The organism is Limnobacter sp. (assembly GCF_043511195.1).
GTDB lineage: Bacteria > Pseudomonadota > Gammaproteobacteria > Burkholderiales > Burkholderiaceae_B > Limnobacter.
Window position 1 is genome coordinate 2385775 of sequence record NZ_CP121330.1, and the last position, 21206, is coordinate 2406980.

Annotated in this window: 20 protein-coding genes; 8 read left to right on the forward strand and 12 right to left on the reverse strand. The window is 52.5% G+C overall.

The features are described 5' to 3' along the window. The first annotated feature begins 168 nt into the window (after positions 1 to 168). A complete protein-coding gene (locus P0D43_RS11350) occupies positions 169 to 612 on the forward strand; it encodes a YkgJ family cysteine cluster protein (RefSeq protein ID WP_394672457.1) in 444 nt (147 codons plus the stop codon). Here P0D43_RS11350 and P0D43_RS11355 read toward each other — a convergent pair whose 3' ends face one another. The 5 genes from P0D43_RS11355 to P0D43_RS11375 all read right to left on the reverse strand — a co-directional run bounded on the left by P0D43_RS11355 (position 613) and on the right by P0D43_RS11375 (position 4122). Beyond that, positions 613 to 1347 (reverse strand): LamB/YcsF family protein, encoded by a 735-nt coding sequence (locus tag P0D43_RS11355; protein ID WP_394672458.1) that lies wholly within the window; start codon positions 1345 to 1347, stop codon positions 613 to 615. After that, positions 1337 to 2311 (reverse strand): biotin-dependent carboxyltransferase family protein, encoded by a 975-nt coding sequence (locus tag P0D43_RS11360; RefSeq protein WP_394672459.1) that lies wholly within the window; start codon positions 2309 to 2311, stop codon positions 1337 to 1339. Before P0D43_RS11360 ends, P0D43_RS11355 begins: the two co-directional genes overlap by 11 nt. Next, positions 2304 to 3005 (reverse strand): allophanate hydrolase subunit 1, encoded by a 702-nt coding sequence (locus tag P0D43_RS11365; protein WP_394672460.1) that lies wholly within the window; start codon positions 3003 to 3005, stop codon positions 2304 to 2306. Before P0D43_RS11365 ends, P0D43_RS11360 begins: the two co-directional genes overlap by 8 nt. Before the next feature lie 88 nt (positions 3006 to 3093). After that, the gene (locus P0D43_RS11370; RefSeq protein WP_394672461.1) at positions 3094 to 3558 is read right to left on the reverse strand and encodes an Hsp20 family protein; all 465 of its coding nucleotides are present in this window, start codon (positions 3556 to 3558) and stop codon (positions 3094 to 3096) included. Positions 3559 to 3684: 126 nt separating this feature from the next. Beyond that, positions 3685 to 4122, reverse strand: coding sequence for a YchJ family metal-binding protein (locus tag P0D43_RS11375; protein ID WP_341236615.1), 438 nt, complete (start codon positions 4120 to 4122; stop codon positions 3685 to 3687). Positions 4123 to 4177: 55 nt separating this feature from the next. On the opposite strand from P0D43_RS11375, the gene P0D43_RS11380 reads away from it, so the two are divergent. Further along, a complete protein-coding gene (locus P0D43_RS11380) occupies positions 4178 to 5605 on the forward strand; it encodes an amidase (RefSeq protein ID WP_394672462.1) in 1428 nt (475 codons plus the stop codon). Here the strand turns inward: P0D43_RS11380 and P0D43_RS11385 are convergent. Further along, positions 5589 to 6467: an alpha/beta fold hydrolase gene (locus tag P0D43_RS11385; protein WP_394672463.1), complete on the reverse strand. Its 879-nt coding sequence runs from the start codon at positions 6465 to 6467 to the stop codon at positions 5589 to 5591. The genes P0D43_RS11380 and P0D43_RS11385 overlap by 17 nt on opposite strands. A 194-nt stretch (positions 6468 to 6661) precedes the next feature. Between P0D43_RS11385 and flhD the strand changes: the two genes are divergently transcribed. Both flhD and flhC read left to right on the forward strand, forming a co-directional pair. Further along, positions 6662 to 6979 (forward strand): flagellar transcriptional regulator FlhD, encoded by a 318-nt coding sequence (flhD, locus tag P0D43_RS11390; protein WP_201301475.1) that lies wholly within the window; start codon positions 6662 to 6664, stop codon positions 6977 to 6979. A gap of 53 nt (positions 6980 to 7032) precedes the next feature. Next, positions 7033 to 7599 (forward strand): flagellar transcriptional regulator FlhC, encoded by a 567-nt coding sequence (gene flhC / locus P0D43_RS11395; protein ID WP_394672464.1) that lies wholly within the window; start codon positions 7033 to 7035, stop codon positions 7597 to 7599. A 24-nt stretch (positions 7600 to 7623) separates the two neighbouring features. Here the strand turns inward: flhC and P0D43_RS11400 are convergent, their stop codons facing one another. Both P0D43_RS11400 and P0D43_RS11405 read right to left on the reverse strand, forming a co-directional pair. Beyond that, positions 7624 to 8091, reverse strand: a complete 468-nt coding sequence (locus P0D43_RS11400) for a DUF1854 domain-containing protein (RefSeq protein ID WP_394672465.1) — start codon at positions 8089 to 8091, stop codon at positions 7624 to 7626. Further along, the gene (locus P0D43_RS11405; RefSeq protein ID WP_341236644.1) at positions 8084 to 10207 is read right to left on the reverse strand and encodes an ABC transporter ATP-binding protein; all 2124 of its coding nucleotides are present in this window, start codon (positions 10205 to 10207) and stop codon (positions 8084 to 8086) included. Before P0D43_RS11405 ends, P0D43_RS11400 begins: the two co-directional genes overlap by 8 nt. Positions 10208 to 10423: 216 nt before the next feature. Between P0D43_RS11405 and P0D43_RS11410 the strand changes: the two genes are divergently transcribed. Further along, entirely contained in the window at positions 10424 to 12568 is a 2145-nt protein-coding gene (locus P0D43_RS11410) for an ATP-grasp domain-containing protein (RefSeq protein ID WP_394672466.1), read from the forward strand. Positions 12569 to 12602: 34 nt separating this feature from the next. Further along, the gene (cphA, locus tag P0D43_RS11415; protein ID WP_341236609.1) at positions 12603 to 15221 is read left to right on the forward strand and encodes a cyanophycin synthetase; all 2619 of its coding nucleotides are present in this window, start codon (positions 12603 to 12605) and stop codon (positions 15219 to 15221) included. Here the strand turns inward: cphA and norR are convergent. Next, complete coding sequence (gene norR / locus P0D43_RS11420) at positions 15218 to 16771, reverse strand: nitric oxide reductase transcriptional regulator NorR (RefSeq protein ID WP_341236608.1); 1554 nt, start codon at positions 16769 to 16771, stop codon at positions 15218 to 15220. The genes cphA and norR overlap by 4 nt on opposite strands. Positions 16772 to 16982: 211 nt before the next feature. Between norR and hmpA the strand changes: the two genes are divergently transcribed. Next, entirely contained in the window at positions 16983 to 18125 is a 1143-nt protein-coding gene (hmpA, locus tag P0D43_RS11425) for an NO-inducible flavohemoprotein (RefSeq protein WP_236550870.1), read from the forward strand. Positions 18126 to 18138: 13 nt separating this feature from the next. On the opposite strand, the gene P0D43_RS11430 is transcribed toward hmpA, so the two are convergent. Both P0D43_RS11430 and P0D43_RS11435 read right to left on the reverse strand, forming a co-directional pair. Further along, a complete protein-coding gene (locus tag P0D43_RS11430; RefSeq protein ID WP_159570579.1) occupies positions 18139 to 18564 on the reverse strand; it encodes a response regulator in 426 nt (141 codons plus the stop codon). 58 nt (positions 18565 to 18622) lie between these two features. Then, positions 18623 to 18955, reverse strand: a complete 333-nt coding sequence (locus P0D43_RS11435) for a BON domain-containing protein (protein WP_159570582.1) — start codon at positions 18953 to 18955, stop codon at positions 18623 to 18625. Positions 18956 to 19140: 185 nt separating this feature from the next. Between P0D43_RS11435 and P0D43_RS11440 the strand changes: the two genes are divergently transcribed. Continuing rightward, entirely contained in the window at positions 19141 to 19776 is a 636-nt protein-coding gene (locus P0D43_RS11440; RefSeq protein ID WP_159570585.1) for a response regulator transcription factor, read from the forward strand. Here P0D43_RS11440 and P0D43_RS11445 read toward each other — a convergent pair. Continuing rightward, positions 19762 to 21153: an ATP-binding protein gene (locus tag P0D43_RS11445; protein ID WP_341236607.1), complete on the reverse strand. Its 1392-nt coding sequence runs from the start codon at positions 21151 to 21153 to the stop codon at positions 19762 to 19764. The genes P0D43_RS11440 and P0D43_RS11445 overlap by 15 nt on opposite strands. Positions 21154 to 21206: the final 53 nt, after the last annotated feature.

Genomic DNA, 21206 nt, shown 5'->3' on the forward strand with positions numbered 1-21206 from the left:
TGCTGGGCTAAATGGTTTTTATAATGGTTTTCCCTATTGTAGCCTTAGCACCTTACAAAAAGCTTGTTTCTTCCAAACGACGCGCCCTGAAAATAGTGCTTGCTTTGCGCATGGGGCAGGAATATATTCGCGCAACTCCCCCGATGGCTGTCTTTTTCCGAGGTTAAATTGCAGTCAAACCCCACCACTATTATCGTCGATGGCGCAGGCGTTGAAGCCCTGTGCCAAAGCTGCGGCGTATGCTGCTCAACCTTCAGAATCAGCTTTTACTGGGGAGAGACCACGGCGGCCGAAGGCGGTGTGGTGCCAGTGGAAATGACCGAGCAAATGAACCTGTACCGCAGCTGCATGAAGGGAAGCTCACAGAGCAAGCCACGTTGCATTGCACTGGCGGGCAATATTGGTGAGTCGGTCAACTGCACCATTTACGAGAATCGCCCTTCCCCTTGTCGGGAATACGATGTGTTCGATGCACAAGGCGAGTTAAATCCCCGATGCAACCAGGCACGCGCCCAGCACGGACTTGCACCGCTGGATGTACGTTACGTGCCGGTGGTTGGTGTGCCGGATCACATCACCCTGCCAACGCCTGAAATCAATTCAAGTCTTTAATCAGTCAGCACCATTGAACATGTCTTGATCGTGCTCTGTTAACGCAGCGCGAACCGCCTGTGCATTTTCCACCGCCTGTGGGCTGTCGCCGTGCACACACAAAGTTTGAGCCACGACAACACGGCTCGAACCATCCAGACATGGCAATGGACCACCCCTTATCATCAAGGCAGCCTGGGCCTTGACCTGAACCGGGTCATGGAGCAAAGCACCCGGGTGACTTCTCGGGGCCAGTGTACCGTTGCCCAAGTAAGCCCGGTCGGGAAAAGCCTCCTCGATCACCTGAATGCCCGCAGAGCGCGCCCAAGCAACTAGGGGGCTTTCTGCCAGGGCCAGCATTTTAAGGTGCGGAAATGCATGGGCCAGCTTGATCAGTATTTCTGCCTCGGCGGGTTGAACCGCGGCGTCGTTATAAAGCTGACCATGAGGCTTGAAATGCGCAGGGGTACACCCCAGGTTCGCGGCAGTGTTTTCAAACAACTCCATTTGTTGCTTCAACTCGTTCAGTAGCACGGCGGGTGAAATTTCAGGCTTCTGGCGCCCAAAACCTGCGCGATCCGGGTAACTGGGGTGCGCGCCCACCTCCACATCATGCTCAAGCGCCAAGGCACACGCCTGGCGAATACTTTGCTCGTCACCCGCATGGCCGCCACAGGCAATATTGGCCCAATCAATAACATTGAACATGGCTTCATCGTGGGCACCACCTTCACCCAAATCTGCATTAATCCACATTTGTGTTTGCCTCGTTACATTCAATTTCGTGCCTGTAACGCCTGCACTCCTGTTCATGCCTGGACTGCAGGCGCAACGCTTGCTCTTCATCAACCACTACCCAATTTACGCTTTCCCCCAATCCCAGTTGCGACAATTTCCAAAGATCGCAAGACAGCACGCTGCCAAGGCGGGGGTAACCACCGGTGACTTGCGCTTCGCACAACAGCACCACCGCCTGCCCGCTGGGCGTCAACTGCACGACACCAGGGTGAACCGCATGTGAGCGCAAGGACACCGCGTACTTCAGGGACAAAGGCGATTCAGCCCCCTCCAAACGATACCCCATTCGACTGCTTAGCATGCCCAGAGTGAAAAACTGGTGGGCAAGCAGGTCTTGAGAATTTTCAGTGAGCTCAAAAAATTCCGGGCCTGGCAGTAGATGAAGCACTAATCGGGTTGAATATTCAGCGCGGGCCAATGGCATGGCCAAACGAATTCCGGGCCGTATGCTGGTGGCGAACTGCCGGGCAAAATGCAGTTCATCCCCAACCTGCAAGGCCCTGCCCTGAAAGCCCCCAAAACCTGCTGCAAGGCAGGTGCTGCGAGAGCCCATGAGTTCCGGCACATCGACGCCGCCCTGCACGCACAAAAGGTTCCAAAAGCCCAAGTGCGGCGGCCTTGTTCGCAGCAAGTCGCCTTCCTGCAGATCCACCATTTGACCGCACAGCAAGGACTTTCCATTTAAACAGGCTTGTGCACCACGGTTTGCAAACAGCACCCGGCATGGTTTGGCACACACAAAATCGAATTGCCCCATCAGCTCCAGGCAAGCAGCATTGTCTGGATTGCCCAGCGCAAGGTTGCCCAGGCGGAAGGAAAACCCATCGAGCACGCCCCCAATAGGCACACCCTCATGTTGGTAGCCCCAACGGCCCGAATCGCTGACAATGCCCTGCCCCTGCGCCCTGACGATTTTAAGCATGATCAGCCCGAATGAATTGCACGGTGTCACCGGCCTTGAAAAGTGACTGCCCTTCCTGCCCTGTGATCTCAGGATCAAAAAGCACCTGCTCCACATTCCCCAACAAATGCCACCCACCGGGACTTTCCCAAGGATACACAGCGCAATAATGTGCGCCAATTGCCAATGTGCCTGCTGGCACGCGCGGGCGCGGCGTTTCCCGGCGCGCAAACTGAAGCTGCTTGGGCAAACCTGTGAGGTAAGCAAAGCCGGGTAAAAAACCCAAAAACTGAACAGTGTATGTGGCGCTGCTGTGCAGCTCGATAAGGGCTTCAGGACTTAGTTTTGTTTTGGCGGCCAACCATTGAAGGTCTTGCCCGGCGACACCGCCATAGTTCACAAGAATTCGATGCTGGCTTCCCGACTTGACCAAGTTCTTCGTACTTTTCGTCAGTTCAGAAACGAGCCGATCAAGTTGCTCCAGTATGGATTTGCCTTGCGAATTGGAAAGAATTGAATTGGTAAACAACACGGTGATTGATTGATCGGCCTGAACACATTGAAATGCGGGCCAAGCCAGAGAGTGCATTGATTCAATCAATTCCTGACGAAATGCGGTGAGTCGGGCAACAGAGACCTGATTCTCGCCAGAAGTTGACCCTGTGGCCCAGTCAATCTGAATTGCGCGATCGGAAAGAAGATAAACCCTGGGCATGCGTGCTCGACAAAATTGAACATAATGCCTTTAGTTTAAACACAAAAAAAGCAGCCAACGGCTGCTTTTTCGGGATGAACTACACAGCTTACGCTGCGCCCTGTTTGCCTTCGCTGGAATCAATGGTTCGAAGGTCGGTGTCACCAATCGGAATTCTGCGCACTTTCATTTGTTCTGGGATCACCTTGCGCAACTCGACGACCAACAAACCATTTTTCAAATTTGCGCCATCCACTTGCACGTGGTCTGCCAGGTTGAATTTGCGCTCGAAACTGCGGAATGCAATGCCTTTGTGCAGGTACTGTTTGCCCTCTTCGTCAGCTTTGCGGCCACGCACTGTCAGCACGCCGCGCTCCACTTCCAGTTCAAGCTCTTTTTCCTCGAAACCAGCCACTGCCACGCTAATTTGATAGCGGTTTTCTTCCAGTGCTTCAATGTTGTAGGGAGGATAGCCGGTTGAAGTGTCGGCACGCATTGCGGCATCCAGAATACTGGCCATGCGGTCAAAACCGATGGTGCTGCGGTACAAAGGGGTAAGGTCGATTGTTGCCATGATTCATTCTCCTGAGAAGCAAAAAATCAGTTGTTCAAAATGTGCGGAAACTCTCACAGAGACATTTCCCACACCAATGATTTATGAGCTACCCAGACAATTTCAAGGTCTTTTATTAAAAAAATTTCAGCTCGAAAAAAGATCACCATCGACATAAAACCATTGCCCGTTTTCCTGCACAAAACGGCTGCGCTCATGCAAGCGACTGGCTGGCCCGCTGTGGGGCTTGTAACGGGCAACAAACTCCACTTCCGCATGTTTGCCTTGTGGCCAGTGCCCCTTTACATTCAGGCCCAGCCATTGGCCTTGCGCAAGCTCCTGTTGTAAATCAAGCTGGTTTGGTCGGGTACTGGCATGCCAGGTCGACAACACGTAGTCGCTTAAACCCATGGCATAGGCGCTGTACCGTGAACGCATCAGGGCCTCTGCAGTAGGGGGCAATGCCACGTTGATGTGAAAAGGTTCACAGCAGCTTGCATAGGAACCCTTGCCGCAGGGGCACAGCAGTGATTTATTTTTTTGGACCATGTAGGGCAAAGCCGGTGAACTGTGCAGATTTTTCATTTTAGACTGAAGCCAGAGACAGCCAACCAAAAACCAACAACAATGACCACTAACAATGACAACTAAGCCTTCACAAGTGCATGCGTTTAACCATGCCGACGCTTTGGGCCATCACGATGCAGTGGCCCTGGCCGCGCAACTTCAACGCGGAGAAACCAGTGCAACTGCACTGGTGCAAGCCGCTTACCACCGGCTGGAGCAAGTCAACCCGGCGCTACACGCCACGGTGTGCCTTCAGGAAGAAGCTGCGCTGGCTCAGGCAAAATATTACGATGAGCTTGGAAACTTCAGGGCATTTCAGGGCATACCCGCTTTTTTGAAAGACAACCTGGATTTGCAAGGCTTGCCCACCCAGCACGGTTCAGCGGCCATGCCGGCGACTACCAAGAAACACACCAGCGCAGTGGCACAGCAAATCATCGACACGGGTGTGGTGCTGTTGGGTAAAACCAAGTTGCCCGAATTCGGGCTGACCGCCACCACCGAATACAGCAAAGCCGAGCCCGCGCACAACCCCTGGAATACCGGGTACAGCACAGGCGGATCATCGGGCGGTTCAGCCGCCTTGGTGGCTGCAGGAGTGGTTCCAATTGCGCATGCAAACGATGGCGGTGGCTCTATCCGCATTCCTGCAGCCTGTTGCGGGCTCGTGGGCTTGAAACCCAGCCGTGGACGCCTTGCCATGAATGAAATGGCGAAAAACCTGCCCATCAATATTGTTAGCGACGGGATTGTGTCGCGCAGCGTAAGGGACACTGCGGCGTTTTTCGCCTTGGCCGAAGAACACTACAAAAACCCCACCCTGCCACCGTTGGGACACATTACGGCCCCAGGGCGCAAACGCCTGAAAATTGGCATGTTTACCCAGAAAATTTCAGGAAAGGAAACCGACACTGCCTGTGTAGAAGCTGTTCACAAAGCGGCCGCCTTGTGCGAAGAACTGGGCCATGAAGTGCAGGAAATTCAAATTCCGATCAATGCTCAGTTTGCAGATGATTTTTTACTTTACTGGGGCATGCTTGCCGCATCGATTTCACACCTGGGCAAGCTGGCAGTTGACCGGCACATGGACACCAGCAAGCTGGAACCACTCACCCACGGACTGGCCAGGCATTTCACCCGGAATTTACTGACCTTTCCTTTCGCGCTACGCAGGCTTTACCAATTTGAAGCGCGATACGCCACCGCATTTGCAGACCTTGATGTACTACTTAGCCCCACACTTGGCAAGCCTGCGCCGCCCTTGGGTTATTTGGCGCTGGACTTGCCTTTTGATGAGGCCAGGGAAAGGTTGATTAACTTTGCTTCCTTCACAGCGGCACAAAACGTGGCAGGTGCACCAGCCATCAGTTTGCCCATGCACCACACCGCTGAAGGAATTCCGGTGGGAGTCCATTTTGCAGCGGCCATGGGTCATGAATTCCGATTAATTGAGCTTGCGCTGGAAATTGAGCAAGCCCAACCTTTCAAGATGCTGGCATGAATTCCAGATGCGCTTTGTAAACCAGCGAGGCCCTGTCTACCATGGGGCAATGCCCCGTATTTTCTAGCAACAGATCAACAATTTCAGGCTTGATCTGTTTCAACACAGCCAGCCCGCCGGGGTGCACCAGTTGATCCGAATCGCCCCAAACCACCATCAGGGGCACGGTGGTTTTTTCTACCATCTCATTCAAACTTACATTGGCATCGGGGTTCACAAATTCCATGAACACGCGGTCAAGCAGCGATTTGTTTTTGATCGACATACGCCCGAAGTATTTGCGCATAAAGCCAGGCATGGGTGGCGCCTTGCCATTGAAACAAAGGCCAACCACCTTTTCATATTCTTCAAAATTGCTGGGAGCAAGAATGATTTTTCCCTCATCTGCGAATGCGCGCCCAATGGCTGTGTGTTCAGCACCCTTCACGCCAGCCGGGTTGAGCAAACAGGCGCTCAGCACTCTGTTTTCAAAGTTGGCTGCCAGGGTACCCGCCAAATAGCCGCCCATGGAATTGCCCATCACGTGGAAATTCTTGACCCCCACGGCGTCAAGCCAACGCACAACCCGGTCAGCCTGCTCTGCAATATTGAACCGTGCATTGCTGGGCCGGTCTGATTCACCAAAACCAATCAGGTCGGGAATCCATACGGTGTAATGGCGCATCAATCGCGGGGCAAGTGCCAGCCAGTTTTCCTTGTTGGCGCCAAAGCCGTGTACCAGCACCATGTCGGGCCCTTGCCCGCCCTTGAAGAATACGGTGCGCCCGTCTACGGTGTTGATGCTGCTCTTGATCAAGCCCATTTGCTTGCATTTGGAGTCGATCAATCGGCGGCAAAGCCAGTTCATAAACGCATTACTCATTGTTGTCTCACCTGTCGTGTTGTCTGGTTTTTTCTTACAGCATCCAAAGCCGCTTACTGATCTCGCTTACAGCAAATGGATGGCTTAGTTTTTTTCGTGATTGTTCAACAATACATTCACTGGGATCGATGTCTGTGGGAAGCGTCGAAACCTTCTGAAAAAGATTGCTCGATTTGAATAGGAGGATGTTCAAAATGAAAGCAAATGAACTACTGGAACAAATTCGCGAAGCCAATTTATCTTACCTGCTTCTGGCCAAACAACTCATCAACGAAGACAAAGCCGAGGCCATCATTCGCCTGGGTATCGATGAAAACACAGCAGACTTGCTGGACCAACTGACCACCGCACAAGTCTTGCGCATTGCAGCAAACAATGTGCCCATGTGCAGCATTCGGTTCGAAGACCCTGCCGTGTGGAAACTCCTCTCCGACCACGGAAAAGAACGCGCCATTTCGGGCATGCACGCCGCCATCCTGATGGCTGGCCGCAGTGCCCAAATTGCAGCTTAAGCGCACTTAAAAAACCGTGGTTCATGCACCCAAGGGTGCTTTGGAGAACAGACATGTCAAAGATTAAATCCTTGATGGCTGAGGCTGTCCAAATCAAACTTGCTTCTGACCTGATCAAGCTGGATGCCCGCTTGCAAGTTCTGGAAAGCGAAACCCAATTGTCGCGTGAACGCCTGATTCGCCTTTACAAGGAAATCAAGCAGAAGTCGCCACCCAAGGGCATGCTGCCCTTTTCAACCGACTGGTTCATGACTTGGCAGCCGAATATTCACTGCTCGCTGTTCATGAATTTTTACTCCACTTGCATCAAGCACACAGACCTTGAAGACGGGGAATGCCTGGTAAAGGCTTACAAACTTTATCGCGAGCAAATCAACGCCTTGGGCCTACCGGAAGTGTTGTCGCTGACCCGTGCATGGCGCCTGGTGAAGTTTTTTGATGCAGGCATGTTAACCACCACGGGCTGCAAAACCTGTCAGGGCAACTTTGTGGTGCACACCTATGACTTGGTGAACAACTACGAGTGCGGTTTGTGCAACATGCCTTCCCGTGCCGGGAAAACCAAGCAAGACGCAGCCACCCGCTTCTTCAATGAAGAAAGCATGCTGGAAACCGCTTAAGCAATTGGATGGCGTGCCGTTGTATCAAGCCATAAACCGGGCAAGGATTTGCCGGCTTCTGGCGTCCAGCGCAAACATGTCTTCGACAATGAACTGCATGCCGTTTGCATGGGTCAGCACCAGGCGACTACCACCCAGTCGTCGAATGCTTTCATCCGTGGGTAACTCAAACTTGCAGGGCCCTTTGTCGGTTTCCAAGGTCCAGATGCTTGGCGTGGAGTACGTGGACACCGAAGTAATTCGCAGCACCGAGGGCCTGAACTCCCGCACAGCAAGGTAATCTTTCACCACTGCTTGTGAGTCGGCGTCCAGTTGATCGAGCCTGTCCAGCCAAGCCAGTTCCTTGCTGTACTCATCCACAATTGAAATACTTTCGTCAGGCGCGGAAAAAGGAAATGCCAGCACCGGCATGACTTGGTCTGCCACCAGTGCATTGCCTTTGTACAAGGCCAACTTGCCTTGAGTTGATTCACGCAATCGCCATTCATTCATATTGGGCTTGCTCCTGCTTCAGTTTTTCCTGGGCCTGGTGCAAATGCCAAAAATGCGACTTCGCTGCCAGCAGTTCATCGTGCGGCCCCTCTTCTACCACCTTGCCACGGTCCATTACCACAATGCGGTCGGCTTTGCGCAACGTTGAAAGTCTGTGTGCAATCGCAATGGTTGTCCTGCCCTGCACCAGGTTGTCCAAGGCTTTCTGGATCTCCTTTTCTGTTTGAGAATCAACCGAGCTGGTGGCTTCGTCGAGAATGAGGATTTTCGGATCAATTAGCAGTGCGCGTGCAATCGAAATGCGCTGGCGCTCACCGCCCGACAAACTTTGACCACGCTCACCGACCAAAGAATCGTACCCATGCTGCAGTCGCAAAATAAATTCGTGCGCGTGTGCCAATCGAGCCGCTGCGATAATTTCTTCACGGGTGGCATCGGGGCGTCCATACGCAATGTTTTCTGCAATGGTGCCGAAAAACAAATACGGCTCTTGCAATACCAAACCAATGTTGCGGCGATAACTTCCCATCTCGATCTGGCGAATATCAATACCGTCGGCCAATACAGCGCCATCGCTTACATCGTAAAAACGACACAGCAAATTCACCAAAGTGGATTTACCCGAACCACTGTGACCCACCAAGCCAACCATCTCGCCCTGCTTGACCTTCAGGCTGACACCGTCGAGCACTTGCCTGCTGCCATAGCGGAAGGACACATTGCGCAATTCCAGCTCACCTTTGAGCTGATCGATTTTCACCGGGTTTTCAGCTTCCGGCACAGAGGACTTGTAATCGAGAATGTCAAAAATTCGCTTGGAGCCAGCTGCCGCTTTTTGGGTCACTGACACAATTCGGCTCATGGAATCGAGCCGCGTATAAAAACGACCTATGTAAGCCAGAAACGCCGTGAGCACACCCACGGTGATGTCGTTGTTCATGATCATCCAAATGCCCGAGGCCCAAATCACCAAAATACCCAACTCGGTCAACAAGCTAACCGTGGGTGCAAACAGTGACCAGGTTTTGTTGATTCGGTCGTTCACCTCCAGGTTACGGGTATTGGCTTTCAGGAAGCGATCCGACTCCCTGCGTTCCTGAGCGAAAGCCTTCACAACGCGAATACCGGGAATGGTATCGGTAAGAATGTTGGTGACTTCTCCCCACACTCGATCCACTTTCTCAAACCCAGTGCGCAATTTTTCACGCACCAGGTGGATCATCCAGGCAATCACCGGCAAAGGCAGCAAAGTCAGCAAAGCCAGCTCAAAATCAATGTTCATCAAGATGACGGCGGTCATCACAATCATGATGACATCGGTGATGAAATCGAGGGCATGCAGCGAAAGGAACAAATTGATTCGATCGGTTTCCGCACTGACACGCGCAATTAAATCGCCGGTGCGTTTTGCGCTGAAATAATCAAGCGACAAACTCATCAAGTGGTTGAATGTGGTGGTTCTTAAATCGGAACCGATTCGCTCAGACACCAAAGCCAACAAATAGGTTCTGGCCCAGCTCAGCACCGCAGCCACCACGGAGGAAATTAACAAAGCGCTCAGATAAAATGTGGCCAACTCGGTATTCATGGGTTGGCCGTTCTGGAATGGAATCAGCACCTCGTCCATGAGCGGCATGGAAAGATAGGGCGCCACAAGTGTTGCCGCAGTGGAAAGCAAAGTCAAAACCAGCCCGGCAAACAGACGCCAGCGATAGGGGTGCGCAAACTGCCACAAACGCAACAAGGCACGAGAGGACACTGGCTCGTCAAAACCGGCCTCGTCCAACTCATCTTCGGCGAGCAAACGTGGCACTGGATGCTGAATTTGGGCAGTGTGCGCCATGCCCTGCTCAAATTCGCGCACAGCGGTTTCAAGCAGCTCAACGAATTCTTCAAGTGCGCGATGCAAACTGAAGCTTGCGTAGAAATAAAATACCTGCCCGGAGTCAACCTGAATCAAGACCGTTGAAAGACCGGAATGATCAGACATGGAAATTTTTTCAATGCTCGCGAAAGGTGCTTTGAAAACAGGCGCCTGCAAGTCTCTGTCTACCACAATTAATTCATGGGCGTTAAAGGCTACTAGGCTGCGAGAAAACTCACGCCGAGTATTCATGTCAGCGACAAACACTGCTTGGGTTGGCGTGTTTGCGGTCCATACCTCTGAAAGTCGTTGTACTTCGTTTTCAGACGGTGAAAATCCAACGATTTTCAATGAGATTACCCCCTCAGTTCGCGAATTCGCTGATGTTACACCACTATTTCCAGCGACACGGAGTTAACATTGATCGAAAATCCAATCCTAGAAAACAAACCTGCCGGCACTCAGCTTATGACGCAAAAACGCCTTGAAGTACTCCGAACCATGTGGCTTGATGGCCCAAATATCTGGACCTATCGAAGTTGTATCGAGGCGTTGGTGGATATACAGGAACTGGAACAGTTTCCATCCAACTTGCTGCCAGGCTTTTACGAGCGATTAACGGCTTTGCTACCCGGTTTGGTTGACCACCGCTGCGGAATTGGTGAACCAGGCGGTTTTCTGCTGCGCGTGCGCGAGGGCACCTATGCTGCGCACATGCTCGAACACATCGTCATTGAACTACACACCCAGGCCGGGCTTGAGGTCGGTTTCGGCAAAGCCCGAATGACCAGCAAGGACGGTGTTTACAAAATGGTGTTTCGCACCCCCGATCCTGTTGTCGGCATGGCTTACCTGGAGGCCGGTGTGCGGCTGTTACACGCTGCCATTGAGGGCACCGAGTACGACTTGCAGGCCGAACTGAAGGTGATCAAACTTCACTGTGACATGCATGGCCTGGGACCAAGTACCCAACATATTCTAGACGCCGCCTATGAACGGCGCATTCCTATCGTTCGCCTGAACGATGGCAACCTGGTTCAATTGGGCCATGGAAACAAACAACAGCGAATCTGGACAGCTGAAACATCGAAAACATCGGCAATTGCCGAGGGCATTGCCGCTGACAAGGACCTGTGCAAGGAATTGCTGGCCCAATGTGGCGTGCCGGTTCCCGAGGGCGCATTTGCAAAGACAGCCGAACGTGCGTGGGAAATTGCGCAGGAAATCGGCTTGCCCGTGGTGGTTAAACCAGTGGATGGCAACCAGGGCCGCGGGGTTTCACTTGAGCTGGACAAACAGGAAGACATTCAAAAAGCCTGGGCACTGGCTTATGAAGAAAGCTACAGCGGCGTGATTGTAGAGAAATTCATACGGGGTGTGGAGCACCGTGTGCTGGTGGTCAACTACCAAATCGCGGCAGTTTCGCGTGGGGAGCTGGTCAGCGTGAAAGGCGATGGCCAATCTACGCTGCAAAACTTGATCGATCTGCAAATTAATGCCGATCCACGGCGCGGTGAAACAGAAATCACGCCACTTAAAACAATCCGCATTGCCTCAAACCCTGTGGTGACGCTGGAAGTTCAGCGACAAGGCTATCAAGCCGATTCGATCATTCCCCTCGACAAACAGGTCATCATCGAGCGAAACAGCAACGCCTCTGAAGATGTGACCGATTTGATTCACCCTGAAATTGCGCGACTGTGTTGCATGGCTGCGCGTGTTGTTGGGCTGGACGTGGCGGGTATTGACCTGGTGTGTGAGCACATTGACCAGTCCCCCAAAGGGCAATCGCTGGCTGTGGTCGAAGTCAATGCTGGCCCTGGGCTGCTAATGCACATCAAACCCGCCAGGGGGCAGGCACGCAACGTGGGCAAACCCATTATTGAGTCGCTGTTCCCCGGTGATGCGAATGGTCGAATTCCCACCATTTCTTACTCGGGCGGCAAGGAAATCGATGGTTTCGGCCCCGAACTCACCGAAATTCTTGAAGACCAGGGCCACAAAGTAGGCTTGGCCTGCGACCAGGGTTTGGTCATGAACGGTCGCACCATTAACAAAGCACCTTCAGCCAACTGGCAATCGGGTCGAAATTGCCTGATCAACAAGAACCTTGACACACTGGTCATGCAGGTCAAAGCCAGCACAATTTTATCGGAAGGCCTGCCTTTTGACCGATCAAGCCTGGCGGTCATTACCAGCATGGGTTCAATGGATGGGCTGAACGAATGGGACATTCTCACCAAAGAGCAGCACTTCAATGTGATGCGCACGTTGGTGGACCTGGTGCTGGCTAGTGGTCACGCCGTGGTGAATGCCGACGAAGTCAGCCTGTTACCCTTGAAAGACCTGTGCGATGGAAAGGTAATCTGGATCAGCAACAGCGCTGACAATCCAATTGTTACCGAACATGTCAAAAATGGCGGTATGGCAGTGATTTATCAAAGCGAGAACATCCATTTCATGGGTACCCGGGCGGAAGCCGAACAAAGAAGTCCCATACCCCTGAAACAGCCCCCTGTGAATTTGACCAAGGCACTGGCTCTGGCTGCTGCAGGCTGGGCGATGGATGTGCCCCACCACCTGCTGCGCGCCGATCTTCGGCAGCGCTATTGACCCCATGCCGATGCACACAACAGGTTGAAAAATTATGAAAATTGAACGCATTCGCGCCTTGCGCGGCCCCAATTTGTGGAGCAAAAACACCAGCATGGAAGCCTTGGTGTTTTGTGAAGAAAATGAACGCTTGTACGATCGGTTCGCCAACATTGAAATGCGGGTACGCAGCGCCCTGCCCGGCATTGGTTCACTGCGGGCCACCGGGTTCGAACAAAGCAATATTGCACTGGCTCACATTTTAAGCCGTGCCGCCCTGCGCTTTCAGGTTGAGGCGGGCTCGCAGGTCACCTTCGCCCATGTGGCCGACAACATCACCACAGGGTACTTTCGGGTGGTGGTGCAGTACGAAGAAGAAGAATTGGCGCGTGCTGCCTTTGAAGAAGCTCACCAACTTATCCTGGCTGCACTGGCCGGGCAAGACTTCGACGCGAAATCAGCCATTGAACGGTTGAAAGAGGCTTTTGAGGACTGCAAACTTGGACCAAGTACCGGCTCAATTGTCAATGCAGCCTTGCGCCGGGGCATTCCCATTCGCCGCCTGACACAGGGCAGCCTTGTGCAATTGGGCTGGGGCTCAAAAGCACGCAGAATCCAGGCTGCGGAAACAGACACCACCTGCGCCATTTCTGAAGAAATTGCGCAAGACAAGGACCTGACCAAAACCATTTTGTCTGCCGCGGGTATTCCAACCCCCAAAGGCAAGCTGGTCAAGACTTTCGAGGAAGCGCTAGAGGCGTTTCGCGAACTGACCCAAACCACCAAAAAAGGGGTGGTGATCAAGCCCAGCGACGGCAACCAAGGCAAAGGCGTAACCGTCAATATTGTCGATGAAGAACATTTGCGCGTTGCATTTGATGCCGCCAAAAAACACGGCAGTGGTGTACCCATTGTGGAGGAATTCATTCCTGGCCATGACTATCGCTTTCTCGTGGTGGGAGACAAACTGGTGGCCGCAGCACGTCGCGAGCCTCCATCCGTAGTGGGCGACGGCGTCAATTCAATTGCGCAACTCATTGAAATCGAAAACTGTAACCCACTGCGCGGCGAGGGCCACGGCAGTGCGCTGAGCAAACTTCGGCTCGATGAAATCGCAATAGCCCGGATCAAGAAACAGGGTTTCACTGCTGAAGCAGTACCCGGGCAAGGTGTTCGAGTCGTACTGCGCAACAATGCAAACCTGAGTACCGGCGGCAGCGCAACCGATGTCACCGACAACGTACACCCCGCCATGGCAGAAATGGTCATTCAAGCCGCACAACAAATCGGCATTGAAGTGTGCGGCGTTGATGTCGTGTGCGAACGCGTAGATGAATCACTTGAAGCCCAAGGTGGTGGCATTGTGGAATTGAATGCCGCGCCTGGCTTGCGCATGCACCTGGAACCCTCGATTGGCAAGGGCCGCGATGTCGGCGCAGCAGTCATCGATTTGATGTTCAAGAAAGACGAAAACGGTCGAATTCCAGTGGTGGCGGTGACCGGCACCAATGGAAAAACCACCACCGTTCGCCTGATTGAACAAATTTTGCGCTATCACAACCTGCGTGTCGGCTTTACGGGCACCGAGGGTGTTGTCGTGAATGGCCACCTGATTGACACAGGCGATTGCAGTGGCCCGAAAAGTGCCCACAAAGTTTTGGTTCACCCCGAAGCAGATGCTGCGGTGCTTGAATGCGCACGTGGTGGCATGTTGCGTGAAGGCCTGGGCTTTGACATGTGCGACGTGGGCATTGTGACCAACATTGGCGAAGGTGATCACCTTGGCCTGAACTTTATTGACAGCGTGGAAGACCTGGCCTTGCTGAAAAGCGTGTTAGTGCAAAACGTAGCCCCGGAAGGGCTTGCTGTGCTGAATGCCGATGACCGACATGCCGCCAACATGGCCAAGCTGACACCAGGCCGCGTGCTGTTTTTCACCAGCAACCCCGACAATCCGATTGTTGCTGCACACAAAGCCAAAGGCCGCCCCGTGATTATTCACGATGGTCGGGTCATCAATATCAGCTATGACGACACCGAGAAAACCATCGACCTGATGGATGTGCCATTGACCAACAACGGTTTGTTCACCTTCCAGGTGCAAAACGTGATGTGCGCTGTTGCTGCAGCATTGGCCCTGAATGTGCCCTTAAACACCATCCGTGCAGCACTGGGCAGTTTTCAGTCAACGCCCGACACAGTCCCTGGTCGCTTTAACTTTTTCAAGCACAAAGGTGGCTCAGTGATTGCCGATTACGGCCACAATCCCGATGCGGTCTCTACTTTGGTGAACACACTGAAAAACATACCTGCGATCAAACGCACGGTGGTGATTAGTGCTGCAGGCGATCGCCGCGACCAGGACATTATCGAACAGGGTCGATTGGTGGGCGGCTTTTTCGATCACATTATTTTGTATGAGGACGCCTGCCAGCGTGGTCGCCCAGACGGTGAAACCCTCGCCCTGCTGCAGCAAGGCATTGCCCAATCCAGCAGCGATAAAAAACGATCGGTGGTGGAGGTGCGCGGTGAATTCAAAGCCATCCAGATGGCACTGGATGAAACCGCAGCGGATCACCTGGTGCTGGTGTTGATCGACCAGGTGAATGAAGCACTGCAGTACCTGCAAAGCAACACAAGCGGCGAGACCGAAGCCACGCGCGCTGCAGTTTAAATACCAAGCCGCTTTAACATGCGGTGAAAATTACCGGAATCGAGCCCCAGTTGTCTGGCGGCTGCGGCTCGATTGTCATCGGTTTGCTTCAGCACCTGCTGAATCAGGTTTCTTGAAAACTCATCCACGGCATCGCGATAATCCATGCCACCCATCGGGGTACTCATTTCAATGTCCGGGTGACGATGAAGCCGAACATGTTCCTGCCCTGCTTCGGTCAATAGGTCCAGGTGCTCAAGCTCCACGGTCACCATGGGGCCGGCTTCATCCCGGCGTGCCTTCAACGCTGCGCGCCCCAATGTGTGCTCAAGTTCTCGCACATTACCCGGCCAGTTGTAACGCTTTAAGGCCGCCTCGCAACCACGACCCAAACGAAGATTTCGCAACCCCAACCGACTGCGGTTTTGTTCCAGAAAATAACCGGCCAGCAACACCACGTCGTCGCCCCGCTCACGCAAAGGCGGAATGTGCAAAGGGTAAGCACACAAACGGTGATACAGATCAGCCCTGAAGCGCCCTGCTTTCACTTCGGCAGACAAATCGCGATTGCTTGCCGCAACAATGCGAACATCAACCCGATGCTCCCTGTCGCTGCCCACACGCTGCACTTGCCCGCTTTGGAGCACCCGAAGCAGCTTGGCTTGCGCAGAGGCACTTAACTCGCCCACCTCATCCAGAAACAAGGTGCCCTCGTTGGCCAATTCAAACTTGCCCTGGCGATCGCGCTCAGCCCCGGAAAACGCACCCTTAACATGACCAAACAACTCGCTTTCAATCAACTGGTCAGGCAAAGCCGCGCAATTAATCACCACCAAGGGCAAATTGGCGCGACTCGACATGGCATGCAGAGCCTGCGCAACCAATTCTTTGCCTACACCGGTTTCGCCATGAATCAGTACTGCCAGCTGACTACTGGCAACGGTCAAAATTTCATGCTTTAGATCGCGAATGGGTTTGCTGTCGCCAATCATTTCCCGGCGAGACAATTGAACGCCCTCCAATGCCTGCAAAGCATTGCCATTGCCCTGACTCAGCTTCAAGTTGGTCAAGGTTCGCTCGTTCAATTCAGCCAAATGCACCACAGCCTCGCCCAAGCGGGCGAACATGGCCATGGCCCGCTCAACCTTGACGTCGAACACCCCTGCCTTCAAAGAATCAAGGGTAATCGCACCCCACAACTTGCCATTGACATGCAGGGCACAACCCATGCAGTCGTGCACAGTCAAATCCCCCGCATGCACCCCTTCCAGCAGACCATCGTAGGGATCAGGCAGCGTGGACTTGTTTGGAAAATGAGTGACCCCCCGGTAAGTGACAATCGCATTTAAGCGGGGATGCTCATTCAATTCAAAGCGGCGCCCCAGGCTATCCGGCGTCAAACCCCGAACGACCAATGGCTTTAAGGCCGAGCCTTCCTTTTTTAGCAAGGCACACGCGTTGCCCGGCAATGCCGCTGCCAATGAATTCACATAACGTGCATACCGGGTCTGCGGATCCAGGTCAGCGCCCAAGTCCTCGATCACCGCCATCACAAAACTGGACATTTCCATATATTGTCACTTTAACAATTATTGTGTTATTAACAATAATATCACATTGTTTTTAGCACAATCTTTTGAAATATTTAACAAATCCATAATTATCAATTAATTATATTAATCAATAGCTTAAAAAAATTTTAACGTCTGGCATGGATCTTGATAGTACTTGTCACCGAGAAGCATGTGTCAATTTACAATCACGCGAAAAAGGAACATCAACATGTCAGTGAGCACCGAACAAAAACAATGGATCAAGGCAACCATTCCCGCACTTGAACAGGGCGGCGAGGCCTTGACCACGCACTTTTACAAACTGATGTTCAGCAAATACCCGGTTACAGCCACTTTTTTCAATCCGGCTCACCAGCAAAAAGGCACCCAACCGCGTGCACTGGCCAATGCGGTACTGGCTTATGCAAAGCACATTGATAACCCAGCCGTGCTGATGGGTGCGGTTACCCTGATCGTGAACAAACACGTGGCACTGGGCGTTAAGGCCGAGCACTATCCTATCGTGGGCGAATGCCTGCTGCAGGCCATGAAAGAAGTACTGGGTGCAGCAGCCACCCCCGAAATTATCGACGCCTGGGCAGCTGCATACGGCCAACTGGCCGATATTTTAATTAATGCAGAAGCCAACCTGTATGCCAAACAAGCCATGTCCGCTGGAGGGTGGGAGGGGCAACGCGCTTTCAGAATTGCCGCGAAAGAGCAAGAAAGCGAACTGGTCACATCTTTTTACCTGAAACCTGTGGACGGCAAAGAGATCATGACCTTCAAGCCAGGGCAATACATTACCCTGCACTTGAATATCAATGACACAAGCATCATGCGCAACTATTCCCTGTCTGACTCACCCAATGGGGAGCACTACCGAATCTCGGTAAAACGCGAAGAAGGTGGCATGGTGTCCAACCACCTTCACAATGAATTTGCTGTGGGCGACACCGTGCAACTCAGCCCGCCCTGTGGCGAGTTTGTACTCGACGACAGCAAAGACCCACTGGTGTTGATTACCGCAGGCGTGGGGCTGACACCCGCCATTGCCATGCTCAAAGCTGTTGCCGGCCAGCGCGAGATTCGATTCATTCATGCCTGCAAGAACGTAGCGCAGCACTCATTCAAGAATTTGACTGAGCAACTGAAGGCTCAACACAGCAATATCACTACCGAGTATGTTTATGAAAATCAGCATGGCTTGATCAAAGCCCAAACCATTGAAAACAACCTGCCCAACAATGCACAGGTTTACTTTTTGGGACCAGTTGGTTTCATGGGTGCAGTGAAAAGCATGCTCGGGAAACTGGGCGTGCCTGCCGACCGTCAGCATTTTGAGTTTTTCGGCCCTGCGCAAGCCATTTGATTGATTTCAGGAACTAAGCCGACAAGCCTTTGGCTTTGCCAGAGGCTTGAGCCTGCACAAACTCCAGCAACTCATCAATTTGAAACGATTTGTCGAAAAAAGCCTTGGCACCAAGGCTTAAGCACCGGTGCCGTATGACCAAATTGGAGTAGTTGGAAAACACCACAATATTAACCGGGTGCGGATTCATCTCCAGACTTTGCTGGAGGTTCTTCAACACACCCAGCCCGGTACCTGATTCCAATTCCAAATCAACGATTGCCAAATCAGCGCATTCATTCCGTATTGTCGCAAGTGCCGCTTCCTCGGACTCCACACTTGCAATAACCTGCACACTGGGAATTTCACACAGCATCGCCTGCAACATGGTCTGCAACTCGATCGAGTCTTCAACCACCAGCACACGCAAGGGGAGCTGATCCATACAGTTTTGTTTCATGGCAGACACCTGAAACGCCCCGCCAGCGAGAAGGCCGGCGAGGCATCATGACAGCCCGTTAAGACTTGGGCTTCAACTCAATCAAATTGGAGACAGCTTTCACGCCCTCCACCTGCTTGGCCAACGCTTCGGCACGATCAATCTCGGCCTCGGTTTTGGCTTCGCCTGACAACACCACCACGCCTTGCTTGGTTTCCACATGAACACGCAAAGCGCTTACTGTTTTGTCCTCAGCGTGTTTTGCTTTCACCTTGGTGGTAATGGTGGCATCGTCCACATACTGCCCTACCGCTTTCAAGGGCTCTTTACCCTGCTCTGCGGCATAGACTGGGCTCAACGCAGACAAAGCAATACCAGAAGCAATCAAAGTTTGTGTGATCAATGTTTTCATAGTTGTACTCCTTCAAAGTGTTTGAACTGACTACTTTCAAGAAATCAAGATCAAAGGTATGTATTGATCAGGCTTCATGCGTTCAATACTACTGAGGGGCAAAACTGAGATCTGTCCGACAAGGACGATTCAATTGTAGGAATAGTCTGGCCTCAATGATTTACAACCCCAAAAGGAATACACAGATGATTCGATTGGCCATTGTTGATGATCATGCCATTGTGCGCGCTGGCTTTCGCGAAATGCTGAATGAAGAATTGGGAATGTCCATTCAGTTCGAAGCCGCATGCGCCGAAGAAGCAAAAACATTGCTTGGACAACACCCCTGCGACGTACTCATGCTCGACTTGTCGCTGCCTGATCAAAACGGCATCGACCTGCTTCGAACCGTGAAACAACGCCACGATGAAACACAGGTATTAATTATTAGCAGCTTTTCGGAAGACCGGTACGCCCTGCCAATGATTCGCAGTGGCGCAAGCGGCTATTTGTGCAAGGACTGCGATCGCAACGACCTGATCAATGCAATACACACCGTTGCACAGGGTCGCCGCTACATTTCTGCCAACACGGCTGAACTGCTTGCCCGTGAAGTGATGGGAGAAGCAGAAAAAACCGCTCATGAACAATTGTCGGAGCGCGAAATGCAGGTGTTCATTCGACTGGCGAAAGGCGAAAGCGTGTCACAGATCGCCGAGGCACTTCATCTTAGTGTGAAAACAGTCAGCACCTATCGGTCCAGGTTGCTTGAGAAACTGAGTGTTGGCAGCAATGCCGAACTTGCGACTTATGCCCACCAGCATGGATTAATCTTTGCCTGAATACATGCTTTGGATCATGGGTAGATGTACTTTGATCCGGGTTCCTTGACCCGGGCTCGAGCTTAACAGCAACTTTCCATTGAACATTTGGGCACGGTGTTTCATTCCGGCAATGCCGTGACCATGCAATTCAATGTCTTGGGTATCAAATCCAACACCGTTGTCTCGAATACTCAGGCACACCTCACCCGCCTCCTCACTCAAACTCAGCCACACCTGGCTGGCCTTCGCGTATTTTCGAATGTTGTTCAGCGACTCTTGTGCCACGCGAAACAATGCCAAAGACTGTTCAGCATTCAGATTCAATTCACGATCCGGGAAACTCATTTCAATCGGCAAATCAATTTCAAATTGCTGCCCAAGTGAGCGCAGTGCCTCGACCAACCCCAAACCTTTCAGCAAGGGGGGTTGTAAATCGTCCACCAAGCGGCGCGTCAGCGTAATGGTGCTGCCTATATTCTCGATCAAACGCAATAAGCGCTCTTGCACATCGTCTGCCAATTGCCCGCCTAGCGAACGGCGTAGCCAGCCAGCGTCCATTTTTGCCGCAGTCAGTGCAGACCCCATTTCATCGTGCAACTCACGGGCAATGTGCTGGCGCTCCTCCTCTTGTGCAGTGGTCAGGTTGCTGGCCAGGTTAGTCAACTCCAGTGTGCGCGCCGACACCTTCGCTTCAAGGCGACTGTTTTCGGTTTTCAACAGCTCCTGAATGCGGGCCCGCAGGGCCACCTGCCTTTGCTGCACCACAAACAAACCAACAATCAACAACAGGGACGCAATACCCAAGGCATAGCCCACATACTGAATTTTGTCGGCTCTTGCCAAATACATGTTCTCAAGGTCCTGATGAGCCTTTTCCCGCCGCGCTTTCAGTATCGCGAGTCGAACACGAATTTGGTCCATCAGTTGTTTGCCAAGTTCCCCGTGCTCCTCCGACAAAGCCACTGGTGCCTTGCCTTGGCTCAACATTTCACCCAGATACTGAAACTTCGCCTCAACCAGGCGCTTCAAAGCCTGCAAGTCTGCATGATCATCTGAACCTGGTGGAATATCAAAATTCATGGAAGCCATCAACGGCTCCAGTCGGGCTGCGGTGCTGCGGTAGGGCTCAAGATAAACGTCGTTGCGCATCAGCAGGAACGACAAGGCACTGGCCTCGGCATCCACCAGCAAAACCCACAACTGATCAAGGCGATCAATTCTTTTTTGATTGATTTCGGCCATCGCCATCACCTCGGCATTCATTCTGGAATGGGTGTAGGTGATGCCCAACAAGGCCAGCACCATGGCGCAACCAAAGATGAAAAGCCAATAGGGACGACCATGCCGAATCTGGCTTCGCACGGATCGAATTGACGAGTGAACAGAATTATTCAAACAGACCTTTAAAGACGCACAAAGGCCACTTCTCAGGTGGCCCGGCTTTGATT